This window comes from Microvirga sp. jy35, from assembly GCF_056148915.1.
The window spans coordinates 13,852-29,151 of sequence record NZ_JBWBEW010000009.1; the positions used below are offsets into that span (position 1 = coordinate 13,852).

Sequence of the window (15,300 nt, forward strand, 5' to 3'; positions counted from 1 at the left end):
GCTCCAATGGTCCTGAAAAGGCAATGCCACGGCAATACGCAGTTTCCGCGCTGTATGGCGAAGCTCACGGAAACCTACGGGGTGGACGGCCGGTGCGAGACCGCCGCGGCCTTGCTGGCCCGCCGTCCCGCGCCGCTCAGGATCGTCAAGCCGGCGCCTGAACCGATCTGGAAGGCTCCTGAGGTCAGGACCTACACGGGCTACTTCGATGCCGCCATTGCGCGTCTGAAGATTGAGCGGCGCTATCGCTCCTTTGTCGATCTCGAACGGGTTGCCGGCAGCTTTCCGAGCGCGATCTGGCATTCGCCGCAGGGGCCACGCGAGATCACCGTCTGGTGCTCCAACGATTATCTCGGCATGGGCCAGCATCCCTCGGTCGTCGAAGCGATGATCCAGGCCGCAGCCCGCCATGGTACCGGGGCCGGCGGCACGCGCAACATCTCGGGCAACAGCCACCCGATCGTCGAGCTGGAGGCGGAACTGGCCGATCTGCACGGCAAGGAGGCGGCCCTGGTCTTCACCTCCGGCTATGTGTCGAACCAGACCGGCATCTCCACGCTCGCCGGGCTGATCCCGAACTGCCTGATCCTGTCGGATGCGCTCAACCACAACTCCATGATCGAGGGCGTGCGCCAGTCCGGCTGCGACAAGGCGATCTTCCGGCACAACGACCTTGCACACCTGGAGGAGCTGCTTCAGGCGGCCGGCGAGAGGCCCAAGCTGATCGTGTTCGAGAGCGTCTATTCCATGGACGGCGACGTGGCGCCCATCCGCCAGATCTGTGATCTGGCCGAGCGCTACGGCGCCATGACCTATATCGATGAGGTCCATGCGGTGGGCATGTACGGCCCCCGCGGAGCAGGTCTTGCCGAACGTCTCGGGGTCATGCACCGGATCGACGTGATCGAGGGCACGATGGCCAAGGCCTTCGGCGTCATGGGCGGGTACATCGCAGGCGCTGCCTCCGTCATCGATGCCATCCGCAGCTATGCGCCGGGCTTCATCTTCAGCACGGCCCTGCCCCCGGCGGTCGCCGCCGCCGCATCGGCGTCCGTTCGGCATCTCAAGGTTTCTCACACCGAGCGTCAGGGGCAGCAATGCCAGGTGGCTCAGGTCAAGGAGGCCTTGATCCGCGCTGACCTACCCCTACTGGCAACCCCCACCCATATTGTGCCGGTGATGGTAGGCGATGCGGAGGCCTGCAAGGCGGCCTCGGACCGTCTGCTCGAGAAGCACGGCATCTATATCCAGCCCATCAACTACCCCACCGTGCCCCGCGGCAGCGAGCGGCTGCGCATTACTCCAGGGCCCCTCCACACCAACACTCATGTCGAGACGCTGACGCAGGCTCTCATTGAGACATGGAAGGCGCTCGATCTGCCCTTCAGCGGGTTGGTGCTCAAACCGAAAGAGCGGGTGCAGACGGGGTGGAAGATGGAGCATAGCCAATGATCCGCAGCGCTCTTCTCCTGGTCACGATCATGTCCGCGGGAGGCCTCTGGTATGTGATGGCAGGAGCGGAGGGACAGGCCGCGGTTCGGACTTCGGCTCTCAAACTGCTGGAGACCTCAAATCTTGCTCCTGAGCCCCCAGCACCAGTTCAGACCTCCCTATCGCAGAAGAGTCCGCCCCCAGTCGCCGTGATCACCGCTCCTGTTCGTGTAAAGGCAATGCCTATCACCCGGACCGGTATCGGCTGGATCGAACCAACGGCGAGCGTCACAGTGCGTGCCCGCATCGATGGCACCATTATCGAGCGGCATATCCATGACGGCGCCGAGGTCGCAGCCGGGGACCTTCTGTTCAGCCTCGATAATCGCGAGCTCCAGGCGCAGATCGCCCGCGGCGAGGCAGCCCTGGCGCGAGACCGAGCCGTACTGGCCAAAGCGCAGGCTGCGCTCAAGCGAACTCAGGAGTTGCTGGCCCGCTCCGTGGCCAGTCAGGCCCAGGCCGAAGAGTCCGACGCCGAAGTCAGGATCGCCGCCGCCAATGTTGCTGCAAGCGAGGCAGCTCTTGCCATGGAGCGGACCAAGCTGGGGCACACCAGGATCACGGCACCGATCAGCGGACGTGCCGGTGTCGTGCAAGGTGGCGAAGGGCATATCGTGCGCGGCTCCGATCTGTCCGGGGATGGACTGGTCACCATCACACGGATGTCACCCTTGCAGGTCTCGTTCTCCCTGCCGGAACGCGATCTTCCGCTGCTGCGCGCAGCTCTTGCAGATCCCAATGACAAAGGCCATGTGCGCGTTCTCGCCGGCCAGGATGATCAAGCCTCAGCAGAGGCGGACCTGACATTCATCGATTCCTCGGTTGATGTCGGTTCAGGCACCATCCTCGCAAAAGCCATCCTGAAGGCCAGCACCGGGTTGTGGCCGGGTCAATATGTTCGCGTTGAACTGACCCTCGGTACGCATCTAGAGGCGGCAGCCGTTCCGCACGTTGCGTTGCAGACGGGAGGTATCGGCCCTCATGTCTTCATCGTCGGACCAAAAGACATTGTCGAGGTGCGCCGGGTTGAGCCCCTCGACACGAAGAATGACGAGGCCGTCCTCGTCAAAGGGCTAACCCCCGGAGAACGCGTGGTGGTCGAAGGTCACGCACGGCTGCGGAACGGCAGTTCGATAACCGAGACAACTTTAGCTCCCAAGCCACAGGCGCAGAGCTCCCGCACCGCTGAGGCCAGACCGGTGCGCCGATGAATGTTTCGGCTCCCTTCATCAGACGGCCTGTTGCCACACTCCTGCTGACCGCAGCCCTGACGCTCGTCGGCCTTGTGGCTTACCGGCATTTTCCTGTCGCCGCCCTGCCTCAGATCGACATCCCCACAATTTCCGTCTCTGCCCCGCTGCCCGGTGCAAGCCCTGAGACCATGGCGACTACCGTCTCGACCCCACTGATCAAGGAGTTCTCGACCATCCCGTCCGTTCGGGAGATCAGCGCGACAAACGTTCAGGGCGTATCCTCGATCACTCTGGAGTTCGCTCTTGAGCGTGACATCGATATGGCGGCGACAGATGTCCAAGCCGCTATTGCCCGCGCGCAGCCGCAGTTGCCGGCCCAGATGGCGGGCCCGCCTGTTTACCGCAAGCTCAATCCGGCGGATGCTCCGGTCGTGCTGATTGTTCTGAGAAGCGACACGAAGCCCCTCTGGCAGCTTGATGCGTTCATCCGCACCGTGATCTCACCGCGCCTTTCTGCAATTCCCGGCGTCGCTCAGGTCACGATCTCAGGCAGCCAGAAGTATGCAGTGCGCATCCAGCTTGATCCCCTGACCCTGACGGCCCGTGGTATCGGCGTAGACGAGGTGGAGCGTGCCGTGCGTGCTGCCAACGCTCATATGCCCGTCGGCTCCCTCACGACCGCGGACCAGCGATTCAACATCGAGGTCTCGACCCAGCTTGGTGACGCGCAAGCCTGGCGCGATCTCATCATCGCAAACCGCAATGGTCGGCCGCTTCGCCTCGGCGATGTTGCAAAGGTGATCGACTCTGTCGAGGACGATCAGCGCGCCAGCAGGCATAATGGCTTCCCCGCGTTGGTCGTATCGGTGCAGCGCCAGCCCGATGCCAGCACGATCGACGTGGTGGACAAGGTACGCGCAGCCCTGCCTCGCATCCAGGAGGAGATGGGGTCTGGGATATCCCTCACCACGATGAATGATCGTTCGGTCTCGATCCGCACGGCCATAGAGGATGTCACCTTCACCCTGGTGCTCACCATCGGCCTTGTCTGTGCGATCCTTTATCTCGGCATTGGCCGTCTTGCCACGACCCTGATCCCCAGCGTCACCATTCCGGTCTCGATTGTGGCCGCCTTTGCGGCCATGTACGCCCTCGGCTTGTCCCTCGACAACATCACCCTGCTGGCCCTGACCCTTTCGGTCGGCCTCGTGGTCGATGACGCCATCGTCGTGACCGACAACATCGTGCGCCACATCGAGGCTGGAGCCTCGCCCTACGAGGCTGCCATGAAGGGAGCGAAGGAGGTTGCCTTCACGGTCATATCGATCACTGCATCGCTCATCGCGGCATTCATCCCCCTGCTGCTGATGGACGGAGTGGTCGGGCGCATCCTCAACCCGTTCGCCATCACGGTCTCGGTCGCGCTGGCGATCTCCGCTCTTGTCTCCTTAAGCCTCACGCCGATGCTCGCAGCCCGCCTGCCCAATATCAGGCCGCAGAAAGCCGGCCGCCACAACCTGGCGGATCGTGCTATGGCAGCGCTGACACGCTGCTATGGCGTATGCCTGGACATGAGCCTGCGGTGTCGCCCGCTGATACTGCTCCTGTTCCTCATCAGCCTTGTCGCCTCCGGCTGGCTGTTCCGAACCATTCCGAAGGGTTTCCTGCCGCAGGAGGATATCGGACAGATCATGATCTCGACCCGCGCGCGCCAGGATGTCTCGCTCTCGGCCATGGTCGAGTTGCAGCATCAGGTCGAGCAGGCGCTGCGCGCCTCGCCTCATGTGGCCGAGGTGGTCTCCGACATCGGCGCAACGGGGATCACGGGCCTTGATGAGGGGCGATTGTTCGTGGAGCTGAAAGCCAAGGCCAAGCGGCCGCCGCTTGCGCAGGTGCTGACGGATCTGCGGCGGAACCTGGATCAGATCCCAGGCATCGAGAGCCTTGTCATAACGGCCCAGAATGCCCGGATGGGCACCCAGTCTGGCCGAAGCGCGTTCCAGCTTACGGTGCAGGCCCAGACACTTGCCGAGTTGGAGCACTGGTCAGCGCGGCTGACTCACCGGATGAGCCAGGATGCCATGTTCATCGCCGTTACGAGCGATGCGCAGGATACTGCCCTGCAGGCCACAATCCGCGTTGACCATGACAAGGGTCGCCAGCTCGGGATCACGGCTGAGCAGTTGCGCTCGACCCTGCACACCGGCTTCGCCACCCGACAGGCAGCGACGATCCACGGCCCGGCGGACAGCTATCAGGTTCTGATCGAGTTTGATCCCCGCCTCGCCCGGACCATGAACCCGCTCGACCTTGTGACCATTCGGTCGGCAAGCGGCGTTCTGGTCCCGCTCTCAGCCTTTGCCACGATTGAGCGAACCGCCGGCCCGCGCTCCATTGCCCAGCTTGGGCAGCGGCCCGTCGTCACGGTCTCCTTCGATACACCGGCTGGAATTGCGCTTGGGGACGCCATAAACCGGATCAATGCGCTCAAGCTCGAAGAAGGCGTTCCTGCCACTGTGACAACAGGCTTTGCTGGAACAGCTCGCGTCTTCCAGGACATGGTGCACAATCAGCCGCTGCTGCTCGCGGCAGCGATCCTGACGATCTACATCGTCCTGGGTATGCTGTACGAAAGCCTTGTCCATCCGATCACAATCCTGGCGGGTCTGCCGGCGGCCGCGATCGGAGCGGTGGCTGCCCTCCACCTCTATCAGATGGAATTGAGCATCATGGGGCTGATTGGCATCCTGTTGCTGTTCGGGATCGTCAAGAAGAACGCCATCATGATGGTCGACCATGCAGTTGTCCGCCAGCGCGAAGGCCTCTCCCCGTCAGCCGCGATCCGGGAGGCCTGCCTGATCCGCTTCCGTCCGATCATGATGACTACCGCTGTGGCTCTGGCCGGCGCTGTTCCGATTGCCCTTGGCCAGGGCGCCGGCTCCGAGCTGCGCCAGCCGCTTGGGATTGCGGTGATCGGTGGCCTGATCCTGTCGCAGTTGCTCACCCTCTTCATCACGCCTGTCCTGTATCTTTACCTGGAGAGGCTCTCCGAGGGCGGGCAACGACTGTTCCGGATTAACAAACGGATAGCTGCATAGATGAGCTGGTGAAGGTCGATTTCGGGTCAAACACGGCGCGGCCTCTTCCCTCCTCGATCTGGAACGGTAGGCGCTCAATGTCACGGACGGCGTCGATGACTTGCTCCCCCTGGGCTAGTGTCAGGACCTTGCGCTTGAGGAGGCTCTCAAAGGGCGGCTTGATCCCGCGATTGAACAGGTGGCTCGGCACCAAGCGCGCGAGAACCTACCGGCGTCAAATCTCGAGGCTGTGGTGGACCACCCCGAAGTTTTGACTGGCAACGTTCTTACCGACATCGACGCCCAGGATCGAATTGCCCATGGGGGTACGGGCTGGCGCTGTGGAGGGCCCGGGCAGCCCACGGCGGTGCTGGAAAGAAATCGAGCGAGTCCGGAGCCTCTATCCGACGAGCCATGACAGAGGTTGACGCCGATGGGAGATAGGTCATGAGGCCATTCTCCCCGGCTCAGAACGTACAATTTGTGAGGCAATTGTCTCGGCCCAGCAGGTGCATGCGACCATGCAGGCGCCCACCGTCAACTTGTCGTCATGGGAAGCGGATCTTGATCGTTTGAGCGCCATCGGGCTGCGACACCGACTAAGAGAAGGCGTCGCAGCAGGATCCTTGAGCCTCCATCTACCGGGCGCGGGGCCAAAAATCCGAAGTTGTCTCGCTTTTCTGGCGGTCTGGCGTGAGTGAGCCAAAGTACGTTACGCGGGCAAGCCGCGGACCAGCGTACTCGATCGTTCCGACCGTTGCGGCCTATGTTCTTGAAAAGAGTGGCGCACCCGACACGATTCGAACGTGTGACCTTTGCCTTCGGAGGGCAACGCTCTATCCAGCTGAGCTACGGGTGCTTGAGGCGGTTCGCCTGCACTTTCCCTACCCGATTACGGGCTTGAGGGCAACCTCTCCGCTCATGAGGCTTGGCCCGAAGGGGCGCCAGCCGACGGAAGGATCAGGGCAAGGTCCGTCTCGCCGAGCAGCCGGAACTGTCCCGGCTCCAGGTCCTCCGGCAGTTCCAGGGCTCCGATCCGGTTACGGTGCAGGGCCGCGACATGGTTTCCCACAGCGGCGAACATGCGCCGGACCTGATGGTAGCGCCCCTCCATCACTGTGACATGGGCGCTCGTCGGGGAGAGCACCTCCAGCTGCGCCGGCAGGAGCGGCTTGTCCTCCCCTTCCAGCATCAGGGTGCCAGAAGCGAAGATCCCGGCCTCGTCCCCCTTCAGCGGCCGGTCGAGGGTCACGTGGTAGCGCTTGGAGATGTTGGCGCGGGGCGAGATGATCCGATGAAGGAGGTTGCCGTCGTCGGTCATGAGCAGCAGCCCCGACGTCTCCTTGTCCAGGCGCCCGACGGTCGAAAGAGCCGGGTCGCGCCGGCGCCAGCGGTCGGGCAGCAGGCCGTAGACCAGGGGTCCCGCCTCCTTGTGGGAGCATGTGACCCCCAATGGCTTGTGCAGCATCAAGATGAAGCCCGGCGGGGGATCGAGAGGCTTGCCCTGAACCTGCATTCGCTGCGGGAGGTCGCGGGTTAACGCGATGCGCTGATCGGAATCCTCGATCGCCTCCCCTTCCAGGGTCACGAGCCCGGCCCGGACGAGCTGCTGCACCTCCCGTCGCGAACCATAGCCGAGATTGGCCAGAAGCCGGTCGAGACGCAGGGTCGGCGTCTTGCTCATTTCATCGCCTCGTAGATCTTGTATCCGCCGGCCTCAACCCTCAGCGTCACGCGCCGGAAGAGAGGCTTCAGCACCCCCTCGTAGGGCAGATGGCGGTTGGCGACGAGCCAGAGAACGCCGCCGGGCCGCAGCGCCTCGGCCGCCCGGCGGATGAAAGTCTGGCCCAAACCCTGATCCTCGGCGCCGCCGTCGTGGAACGGCGGGTTCATGACCACGAAGTTGAGCCCCTGAAGCCCGGTGCCGCTCCGGACATCGGCCCAGCGCGCCTCGGCGCGCGGATCGGCGATGTTGCGGGCGGACATCTCGACAGCGCGGCGGTCGAGGTCGAGCATCGCAAGATGCTCCACTGTGGGGGAGGCCAGGATCGTGCGAGCGAGAACGCCGATGCCGCAGCCGAAATCCGCGCCCCTGCCGCTGAGCGCGGGCAGGTTCTGTTCCAGGAGCGCACTGCCGGGGTCGAGGCGATTCCAGCTGAACACGCCGGGCCAGGTCCACAGGCCCAAGGCCCCATCCAGGCGCGGTCCGCCCTCAGCCAATGCCTCATCGATGCCGGTCAGCAGCGGGGGCCGCTCGCAGGTGCAGATGCGGTAATGGCGCCGGGAGGTCTCGGAAACTGCGCATCCGAATGTTTTAAGCTCCTTGGCGATGCGCGAGCCGCCCTTGTCCTTGGGCGCCAGGATCGTCAGGGCGCCGCCTGGAGCAAGCGCCCGCAGCGCCAGTGCGGTGGTATAGCGCCGCTCCACGGTGCCGGGCGGCGCCAGCACAAGGAAACTGCCGAACGAGCCGTCAGCCTCATCCTCCAGCTTCGCGGAGCCTGGCATCAGGGGCGAGAACTGGATCGCCCTGTCCGGGGCCTCAGTCAGTTCGGCCGGTGGCATCCCGTAGACGCCGCTTGGTGTCGTATCTTGCAAGTTGATTTGGTCCACGCTGAACGTCCGCGTTCATAATATGCCGTGGTCCGGAAGGTAAGCCTCAGTGACTTGGAGAGGTCCGCTCTGCGTCGGCCGGGCGGATCTCCGACTCGCCGACGGCGCGCTGGGTGCCGCTTACGGTTTCCCGGATCCTGTAGCCCCGCTCTCCCGTGCTGTCCTCGGGCATGAGGCGGATGATCTCGTAGGTGCCGCTCGTGCGATCGGCAAAATGAGCCGCCGTGGCATGAACCAGCTGGCCCATCGAATATTTGTGGCTCACGGGACACTCCTTCTGGGTTCAACAAAAAAGCCGCTCTCGGGGAGCGGCTTTGCCAGACGGCGCGGTACACCGCGCCGCCCGTTGCAGCGGACGATTACGCCGTCTGGATGTTGTTGACGGCGACCTTGCCGGAACGGCGGTCCTCGGCGGTGTCGAAGGAGACCTTCTGGCCTTCGCGCAGGCCGCGGATGCCGGCACGCTCGAGAGCCGTGGCGTGGACGAACACGTCCTTCTCGCCATTGTCCGGCTGGATGAAGCCGAAGCCTTTTTGATCGTTGTAGAACTTAACGGTGCCCGTCATCATGGCAGTATTCCTTGAGTGTATGCATCAGTGCACGTAAGCCAAGGGCACGTGCGAAAGCACGACCTCAGGCTCGGGTTCGTCGAAGTTTGGGAAGAGCGTCTGAACGTGCGCCTGGCATGCCAAGGCGTAACGGCCCAATTGTCCGGCCAAATGTCGATGATCCTGATGTAGGGCTCCTGCACCCCAAATACAAGGCGCAATCGCGAGAAAGAGCGGACACCACCCTGAAAGCCTTCCTTGCAGGCTCGCCGCGTGGCGCGGGCGCACCTGCATTGACCGCATCGGGGGCCTGCCTCAGTACTTCAGGCGCAGCGCCCGAACCTCCTGGGCTGCGCCCTCACAAGTGATCCGGGCCCGTGGACAGGCGGAGACATAGACCGGCGTCGGGCAATAGGTCTGCATGAAGCTCTCGTCGATGGCGCAGGTCACGTGCACGCGGTAGCGCCGCTGGGGAACGCCCGGCACGTCATGCAGCACCGAATAGCCAAGCCCCTGATCGGCGAGCCTCGCAATGGGGAGCGTCTGGACCCGGCTGGACTGAACCCCGACCACCGACGTCACATCCGCCGCCAGAGCCGCCGAACCCGACAGACCTGTGGCGAATGCCATTCCCACCAAAAGCTGCTTCATGCTGCGCCTCATTGCATTGCTTCGCCGCGCCCGTTCATCCCCGCACGAGAAAGGCAGACGGAGAGATCCTGCAGGAACAATGCAAAGCTCAGCTTCGGGATCCACGCTGCACGAAGGATTAACCACGCCCCGAACACCTTGGAGCCTCCCTACCGGCTTTAAGCAAGCAGTAGGATTTTTGGCCCGATAAACACCGCCCGACAGGACGTGAACCGATCAGGGTCCCATGCACCACATTCATCTCGCTGAGGGTATGCGGCTTCGTTTTCCGGCGCGCAGCGCCGATTTCGACCAAGGCGTCGAGATCGGGATCGTGGCGGCGCTGATGAGCCAGGATCTGACGGAATTCACCCGCAAGATCTCTCGCGACAACCTAGGCCAGGTGCGCGCCCTGGTGGAGCAGTTCGGCTACCGCCTCGTCGAAGGCTCCGAGGACGGGGACTTCATCGAGATCAACTTCCTCAGCCGGACGGCTCGCCCGCGCCTTCGTGTCGTCCACTCGGGAGCCTGAAGCATCGTCCCGGCGCGTCAGGCCGAGAACTTTCTCTCCATAGCGCGCACGCGCTCACGATAGGCCGTGTAGAGGCCGCTGAGCGCGATGATCCCGGCACCGGTGATCGTCCAGGCATCGGGAACCGACCCGAATACCACATAACCGAGGCTGCCGGCCCAGATGAGCTGGACATAGGAGAACGGCGCGATCATCGACGCATTGCCGTGCCTGTAGGCAAGAACGATGAACCAGTGTCCGATGGCGAACAGCACGCCCATGCTTAAGCCTAGGCCGATCTCCCGCGCATCCGGCGTAACCCAGTTGAACGGCATGAGCGCGCTCAGCACGACGGTGCCGACCAGGGCTGAATAGGCCAGCGTCGTGAACACATGGTCGCCGACGATCTTGCGGGTCACCACGGCGCCCACCGCCCAGCTCGAGGCGGCCATCATCGGCAGGAGCGCAGCGAACTGGAAGGCTTCCGTTCCGGGCCGAACGACGATCATGACTCCCACGAAACCCACCGCGGCCGCGGTCCAGCGCCGCCAGCCCACGGTCTCCCCTAGGAAGAGAACCGACAGGGCCATGATCAGGATGGGCGAGACGAAGAAGATGGCGGTGGCGTCGGCTACTGGCAGATGGGGCAGGCTCTCGATGAACAGGAGCGAGGAGCCCACCATGCCGATCCCCCTGAGCACCTGCAGCTTGGGGTGCCGGGAACGCAGAAGCGCAGGTCCCCCCTTCAGAAGCACGACAGGGATGACCACCAGGGCAAAGGTGACATAGCGCATCCACGCCACCTCCGGAGGCGGCAGGGTGGAGGCCAGCTGCTTGGTGATCACGTCCGCCACCGAGAACACGATGGTGGAGGCGATCAGGAACAGAATGCCCCGCAGCGGGGACGAGGCCGGCAGGCTGGATGGCTCCAGGGGAGAAGCGGTCGCCCGAGCGGCGGGAGAGGAGATCATGACGCGCTCGAAAAAATGAGGCTCGTGCGGGGACCGCGACGAGCCTGAGGGGGTCGAGTCTGGAGGGTAATGCCCCTCATAGAATACTGTTTTCGCCGGCGGAGAAGTGCAATCTCGGCACATACCGCATGCTTCAGGCGAATGGTCGATGCGGCAATCACACGTACACTTGCATCAAGAGCATAGGATAACGGAAGCTCAGCACTCCTGAGGCCGATGAAGATGCCGAGCCCGTATGGCCGGCGCGGGAAGACCAGATGACGGATCATTCGCCGGAGATGCCGAACCGCCTGGTGAGCGGGACACCGGCCTTTCGCCGCCTGAACCTGGCGTTGTTCGCCGCCGGCTTTTCGACGTTCGCCATCCTCTACTGCGTCCAGCCCCTGCTGCCGGAATTCTCGCGCGAGTTCCACGTGAGCGCCGCCGCGAGCAGCTTGTCCCTGTCGCTCTCCACCGGCTTTCTCGCCGTGGCCATGCTGGTTGCAGGCTCCCTGTCGGAGGTGCTGGGGCGCAAGCCCGTCATGGTGGCCTCGCTCCTGCTGTCGGCCGTTCTGACCATCCTGTCCGCCCTGGCGCCCAACTGGACCAGCCTGCTCCTGGCCCGCATGCTGATCGGGATCACCCTGAGCGGGCTGCCGGCCGTCGCCATGGCCTATGTGAGCGAGGAGGTCGATCCGAAATCCATCGGCCTTGCCATGGGATTGTTCATCGGCGGCAATGCGGTGGGCGGCATGTCCGGTCGGATCATCGGCGGCGTGCTGACGGATCTGGGTTCCTGGCGGCTCGCCATCGGGCTGATCGGCTGCATCGGTTTGGCGTCGGCTTTTGCCGCCTGGCGGAGCCTGCCGGCCTCGGGCCACTTCCAGCCACGACGGGCCCGTCCGGTGGACCTGCTGCGCTCCATGGGCGAGCACCTACGGGATCCGGGCCTGCGCGCCCTGTTCGCCGAAGCCTTCCTGCTCATGGGCGGCTTCGTCACGCTCTACAACTATCTCGCCTACCGCCTGACGGAACCACCCTATTCCCTGAGCCAGAGCGCCATCGGGGCCGTCTTTGCGGCCTACCTCATCGGAACCTGGAGTTCCGCCTGGATCGGGGGCTTGGCTGACCGCCTCGGTCGCAGGCGGGTGCTCTGGGTCATGATCGCAATCATGCTGGCGGGCGTGGCGCTCACCCTCTTCGACCATCTCCTGTTGATCATTGCGGGGATCGTCGCCGTGACGTTCGGATTCTTCGGCGGACACTCCATCGCCAGCAGCTGGGTCGGCAGCCGGGCCGCGAGCGCGAAGGCGCAGGCTTCGGCGCTCTACCTGTTCTGCTATTATCTCGGCTCCAGCACCATCGGCACCTTGGGCGGTCTGTTCTGGGCTCGTGGTGCATGGCCCGGGGTCGCCGGTCTCGTCGCCGCTCTGCTCCTCGCAGCCCTGGCTCTCGCCGTGTGGCTGGCAATTCTTCCATCCGGCCGCGCCGTTTCGGGCTCCAGGGATTCTTAGCCGCGCAGCAACGTCTTTGCGTTCTTGGGATTCCTGCGGATCTTCAAGGCTATATCTACAAACTGTTATAATATAAGAATGATGAATCCAGGCGTATCCGCATAGTCTGAGGCTACAATAATCGACCTTCTATCATGAAGAACGTCTTATTGTTGCCCCATTAGCCTCCATTTTGCGCACCCGACACAACAAACAAGGGAATGCATCGTGGATCAACGCAAGGTAACGCTCACACTCGCAAGTCTGTTCATCGCCGGATCGGCTCTTATCTCTGCTCCTGTTGCGCAGGCCGAACCAGCCAACGCCTCCAGCAAGGTCATTCAGAGCGGTCCCGCCTCCTGGTACGGACCGGGCTTTCACGGACGCAAGACTGCCAGTGGCGAAACCTTCAACACCAACGACATGACCGCCGCCCACCGCACCCTGCCCTTCGGCACGAAGGTGAAGGTGGTGAACAAGAAGACCGGCAAGTCGGTGGTGGTGCGCATCAATGATCGCGGTCCTTATGCCCATGGCCGCGTGATCGACCTCTCGAAAGCGTCCGCGCAGGCGCTCGGGATCTCAGGCGTTGGTTCCGTGACCCTCGCTCAGCTTTGACCCTAATCGTTTCAGCCAAGCTCATTTCACGACCTGATTATTTCATCACCTAGCTGTTGCCATCCATCCTGGCCGGAGCCTCCGGCCAGGATATTCATGGAACCGGGACGCCATTCACCCGCTTTTCCCCAGTCCCTTTTCTCCAGAAGAGGCTTTGGAAACGCATGCAGATCGGCTGGCCTCTAGCAACGAAACCCGCTCTCCTGACCCTGCTGATCACCGTCAGTTCCGTGGCTGCGGCGCAGACGGGTCGATCCTGGGTCGATCCTCCTGCCGAGGGCGCAACGGCCCCTTCTCAAGCACCTGACCCTGTCAGGCAGGCTCCTCCCGCAGCCCCGCCGCCACAGGTCGCCTCGCCGCCGCCAGCGCCCGCGGCACCGCCGGCGCAAACGGCCCAGCCCCAAGCACCCATCGTCCGGCCCGACGCGCCTGTGACCCGCCAGGCGCAGCAGCCCGAGGCGGCTCCAGCCGCGCCTTCACCCGCTGCCCCGCCGCCTGTGACGACCGCTCAGCCGAAGCAGGATCCTGCCGACGAGAAGCGGGGGATGCGCGCCGCCACGGCAAAGCGATTCGCGGTCGACTACCTCACCTCATGGTCTGCCCCCAACGACGCTGCTCTCGAATCGACGGCAGCGTTCTATGCGCCGCGCGTGCTCTTTCACGGGCGCGAGGTGACGATGAAGCGGCTGTTCGATGAGAAGCGCCGCTTCGTCAAGCGCTGGCCGGAACGAGACTACCGCCCGCGTGAGGACGGGGTCGGCACCGTGTGCAACCCGGCGGGCGAGATCTGCACGGTGCATGCGGTGTTCGACTATACGGCGTCGCATCCCAGGCGCCGGCGGGTTTCGCAGGGTACGGGCGCCCTGCAGCTCGTCGTCCATTTCATCGGCGACAGGCCCGTGATCGTCGCGGAGCACAGCACGCTGCTTGGTCAGGAGCGCAAGCGAAATCTTGCCCTGGAGGGTGCCTCGAATGATTGATGAAACCACGACCCACGATCCGTCCGCGGATCCGCGCCGCAACTGGAATCAAACGCGGGAGAGAATGCGCGAGACCATTCGCGCAGAGCTCGACAGGATCAACCCGACCGACGATGCCAGACGAGCGCTCGAACTTATCATCGAGTCCTCGCTCCGCCCGTCGGAGGTGGATGGCGCCCTCAAGCTCACCGTCATCGACCAGGACGGCAAGCCCCGGACGATCGAGAAGGACGGGCAGCAGAGGGAATTCACGCTTCAGGACCTCCTGGAGGAACTGCGCGTCAGGTATGGAGTGCTGTTCAGGTCGGCTAAGCCCGACGCGGGCACTCTCGCGCGGCCCGAGGCACGCGCCCAGAATCGTGAGAAGCCGCAGCGGGACTGGCTCAAGCTCGACGGCGGAACGTCTAAGCCCGAAGCAGAAGCCCCTCCATCGCCGGCAGAGCCCACGCCCCTTCAGAATCCCCGAAGCGGGAAGCTGCGCATTCACGAATGGTCCCGCAACACGTTAGGCAGCCTCAAGAGCCCCCTTGCGTCAAAGGCCGGCTCAAGAGCCGAACCCGGGAGCCACGCCGCTCCGGTGGCAGCCGAGCATGAGCAGACCGTCTTCGGCGGAATGCGCACACGCTCCTGGGCGCGTCCGAGCGTCGCCCTGGGAGCCGTTGCTCTCCTGGCCCTTCTGGGCGTCGGGGCATTGCTGTTCCAGGGCGACGAGCCGGCCGCTCCTCAGGTGGCCGAGACCGCCGCGGCGAGCACTGAGACGGCCAGCAATGAAATGGCCAGTCCCCTCCAGGATCCCGAGCCGTCGACCACCGGCTCCACGTCGTCGTCGGCTTCGCTGCGCGGCGTGCCGGATGTGATTGACACCGCCACCCTGTCCCTGAAGGGAGAAGTGGTGCGCTTGTTCGGCGTTGAATGGGCACCCGGCGGCGGCAAGCCGGAGGATCTGACCCGCTATCTCAATGGCCGCGAGGTCGCCTGCGAGCCCGCTGGCTCGAACGATGTCTACCGGTGCCAAGTCGGCAATCAGGACCTGTCGCGAGTCGTGCTGTTCAATGGCGGCGGGCGGGCGACGAACGATGCGACGCCGGAGCTGAAGGCCGCAGCCGACAAGGCCAGGGAAGCCAGGATCGGCGTCTGGGGCAAGCAGCAGCCATGAGAAAGCGGCCCCGAATGCCGGGGCCGCTCATTCTTCGAGGGAT

General features: G+C 64.0%; 14 protein-coding genes and 1 tRNA gene. 8 read left to right on the top strand and 7 right to left on the bottom strand.

What is annotated here, in order from left to right:
* Window positions 1-54: 54 nt before the first annotated feature.
* Genes hemA through AC0QTX_RS09390 form a run of 3 tightly spaced genes read left to right on the top strand, consistent with a single transcriptional unit; the run spans window position 55 to window position 5,782 of the window.
* Entirely contained in the window at window positions 55-1,452 is a 1,398-nt protein-coding gene (gene hemA, locus AC0QTX_RS09380) for a 5-aminolevulinate synthase (RefSeq protein ID WP_474603573.1), read from the top strand.
* The gene (locus AC0QTX_RS09385) at window positions 1,449-2,702 is read left to right on the top strand and encodes an efflux RND transporter periplasmic adaptor subunit (protein ID WP_474603574.1); all 1,254 of its coding nucleotides are present in this window, start codon (window positions 1,449-1,451) and stop codon (window positions 2,700-2,702) included. The genes hemA and AC0QTX_RS09385 overlap by 4 nt, the downstream gene beginning before the upstream one ends.
* Window positions 2,699-5,782, top strand: coding sequence for an efflux RND transporter permease subunit (locus AC0QTX_RS09390; protein WP_474603575.1), 3,084 nt, complete (start codon window positions 2,699-2,701; stop codon window positions 5,780-5,782). Before AC0QTX_RS09385 ends, AC0QTX_RS09390 begins: the two co-directional genes overlap by 4 nt.
* Window positions 5,783-6,543: 761 nt before the next feature.
* On the opposite strand, the gene AC0QTX_RS09395 is transcribed toward AC0QTX_RS09390, so the two are convergent.
* The 6 genes from AC0QTX_RS09395 to AC0QTX_RS09420 all read right to left on the bottom strand — a co-directional run bounded on the left by AC0QTX_RS09395 (window position 6,544) and on the right by AC0QTX_RS09420 (window position 9,570).
* Window positions 6,544-6,620: transfer RNA gene (locus AC0QTX_RS09395), tRNA-Arg, on the bottom strand.
* 60 nt (window positions 6,621-6,680) lie between these two features.
* A complete protein-coding gene (locus tag AC0QTX_RS09400) occupies window positions 6,681-7,445 on the bottom strand; it encodes a pseudouridine synthase (RefSeq protein ID WP_474603576.1) in 765 nt (254 codons plus the stop codon).
* Window positions 7,442-8,323, bottom strand: a complete 882-nt coding sequence (locus AC0QTX_RS09405) for a class I SAM-dependent methyltransferase (protein WP_474603697.1) — start codon at window positions 8,321-8,323, stop codon at window positions 7,442-7,444. The genes AC0QTX_RS09400 and AC0QTX_RS09405 overlap by 4 nt, the downstream gene beginning before the upstream one ends.
* A gap of 94 nt (window positions 8,324-8,417) precedes the next feature.
* Window positions 8,418-8,636: a hypothetical protein gene (locus AC0QTX_RS09410; protein WP_474603577.1), complete on the bottom strand. Its 219-nt coding sequence runs from the start codon at window positions 8,634-8,636 to the stop codon at window positions 8,418-8,420.
* A gap of 94 nt (window positions 8,637-8,730) precedes the next feature.
* Window positions 8,731-8,940, bottom strand: coding sequence for a cold-shock protein (locus AC0QTX_RS09415; RefSeq protein WP_036357668.1), 210 nt, complete (start codon window positions 8,938-8,940; stop codon window positions 8,731-8,733).
* A gap of 294 nt (window positions 8,941-9,234) precedes the next feature.
* The gene (locus AC0QTX_RS09420; protein WP_474603578.1) at window positions 9,235-9,570 is read right to left on the bottom strand and encodes a hypothetical protein; all 336 of its coding nucleotides are present in this window, start codon (window positions 9,568-9,570) and stop codon (window positions 9,235-9,237) included.
* A gap of 226 nt (window positions 9,571-9,796) precedes the next feature.
* Here AC0QTX_RS09420 and AC0QTX_RS09425 point away from each other — a divergent pair, with 226 nt between their 5' ends.
* Entirely contained in the window at window positions 9,797-10,081 is a 285-nt protein-coding gene (locus AC0QTX_RS09425) for a hypothetical protein (protein WP_196263725.1), read from the top strand.
* A 17-nt stretch (window positions 10,082-10,098) separates the two neighbouring features.
* Here the strand turns inward: AC0QTX_RS09425 and AC0QTX_RS09430 are convergent, their stop codons facing one another.
* Window positions 10,099-11,031: a DMT family transporter gene (locus AC0QTX_RS09430; RefSeq protein WP_474603579.1), complete on the bottom strand. Its 933-nt coding sequence runs from the start codon at window positions 11,029-11,031 to the stop codon at window positions 10,099-10,101.
* Window positions 11,032-11,288: 257 nt separating this feature from the next.
* Here AC0QTX_RS09430 and AC0QTX_RS09435 point away from each other — a divergent pair, with 257 nt between their 5' ends.
* From AC0QTX_RS09435 to AC0QTX_RS09450, 4 genes are all read left to right on the top strand, one after another.
* Entirely contained in the window at window positions 11,289-12,524 is a 1,236-nt protein-coding gene (locus tag AC0QTX_RS09435) for an MFS transporter (protein WP_474603580.1), read from the top strand.
* Between the two features lie 207 nt (window positions 12,525-12,731).
* Window positions 12,732-13,121, top strand: coding sequence for a septal ring lytic transglycosylase RlpA family protein (locus AC0QTX_RS09440; protein ID WP_474603581.1), 390 nt, complete (start codon window positions 12,732-12,734; stop codon window positions 13,119-13,121).
* 164 nt (window positions 13,122-13,285) lie between these two features.
* Window positions 13,286-14,101 (top strand): hypothetical protein, encoded by an 816-nt coding sequence (locus tag AC0QTX_RS09445; protein ID WP_474603582.1) that lies wholly within the window; start codon window positions 13,286-13,288, stop codon window positions 14,099-14,101.
* Entirely contained in the window at window positions 14,094-15,257 is a 1,164-nt protein-coding gene (locus AC0QTX_RS09450; RefSeq protein ID WP_474603583.1) for a thermonuclease family protein, read from the top strand. The genes AC0QTX_RS09445 and AC0QTX_RS09450 overlap by 8 nt, the downstream gene beginning before the upstream one ends.
* Window positions 15,258-15,300: the final 43 nt, after the last annotated feature.

What these genes read in the sequence shown, in the direction of transcription:
- hemA (WP_474603573.1), top strand. Translation starts at nt 55, where the DNA reads ATGGCGAAGCTCACGGAAACCTACGGGGTGGACGGCCGGTGCGAGACC.
- AC0QTX_RS09385 (WP_474603574.1), top strand. Translation starts at nt 1,449, where the DNA reads ATGATCCGCAGCGCTCTTCTCCTGGTCACGATCATGTCCGCGGGAGGC.
- AC0QTX_RS09390 (WP_474603575.1), top strand. Translation starts at nt 2,699, where the DNA reads ATGAATGTTTCGGCTCCCTTCATCAGACGGCCTGTTGCCACACTCCTG.
- AC0QTX_RS09400 (WP_474603576.1), bottom strand. Translation starts at nt 7,445, where the DNA reads ATGAGCAAGACGCCGACCCTGCGTCTCGACCGGCTTCTGGCCAATCTC.
- AC0QTX_RS09405 (WP_474603697.1), bottom strand. Translation starts at nt 8,323, where the DNA reads ATGCCACCGGCCGAACTGACTGAGGCCCCGGACAGGGCGATCCAGTTC.
- AC0QTX_RS09415 (WP_036357668.1), bottom strand. Translation starts at nt 8,940, where the DNA reads ATGATGACGGGCACCGTTAAGTTCTACAACGATCAAAAAGGCTTCGGC.
- AC0QTX_RS09420 (WP_474603578.1), bottom strand. Translation starts at nt 9,570, where the DNA reads ATGAAGCAGCTTTTGGTGGGAATGGCATTCGCCACAGGTCTGTCGGGT.
- AC0QTX_RS09425 (WP_196263725.1), top strand. Translation starts at nt 9,797, where the DNA reads ATGCACCACATTCATCTCGCTGAGGGTATGCGGCTTCGTTTTCCGGCG.
- AC0QTX_RS09430 (WP_474603579.1), bottom strand. Translation starts at nt 11,031, where the DNA reads ATGATCTCCTCTCCCGCCGCTCGGGCGACCGCTTCTCCCCTGGAGCCA.
- AC0QTX_RS09435 (WP_474603580.1), top strand. Translation starts at nt 11,289, where the DNA reads ATGACGGATCATTCGCCGGAGATGCCGAACCGCCTGGTGAGCGGGACA.
- AC0QTX_RS09445 (WP_474603582.1), top strand. Translation starts at nt 13,286, where the DNA reads ATGCAGATCGGCTGGCCTCTAGCAACGAAACCCGCTCTCCTGACCCTG.
- AC0QTX_RS09450 (WP_474603583.1), top strand. Translation starts at nt 14,094, where the DNA reads ATGATTGATGAAACCACGACCCACGATCCGTCCGCGGATCCGCGCCGC.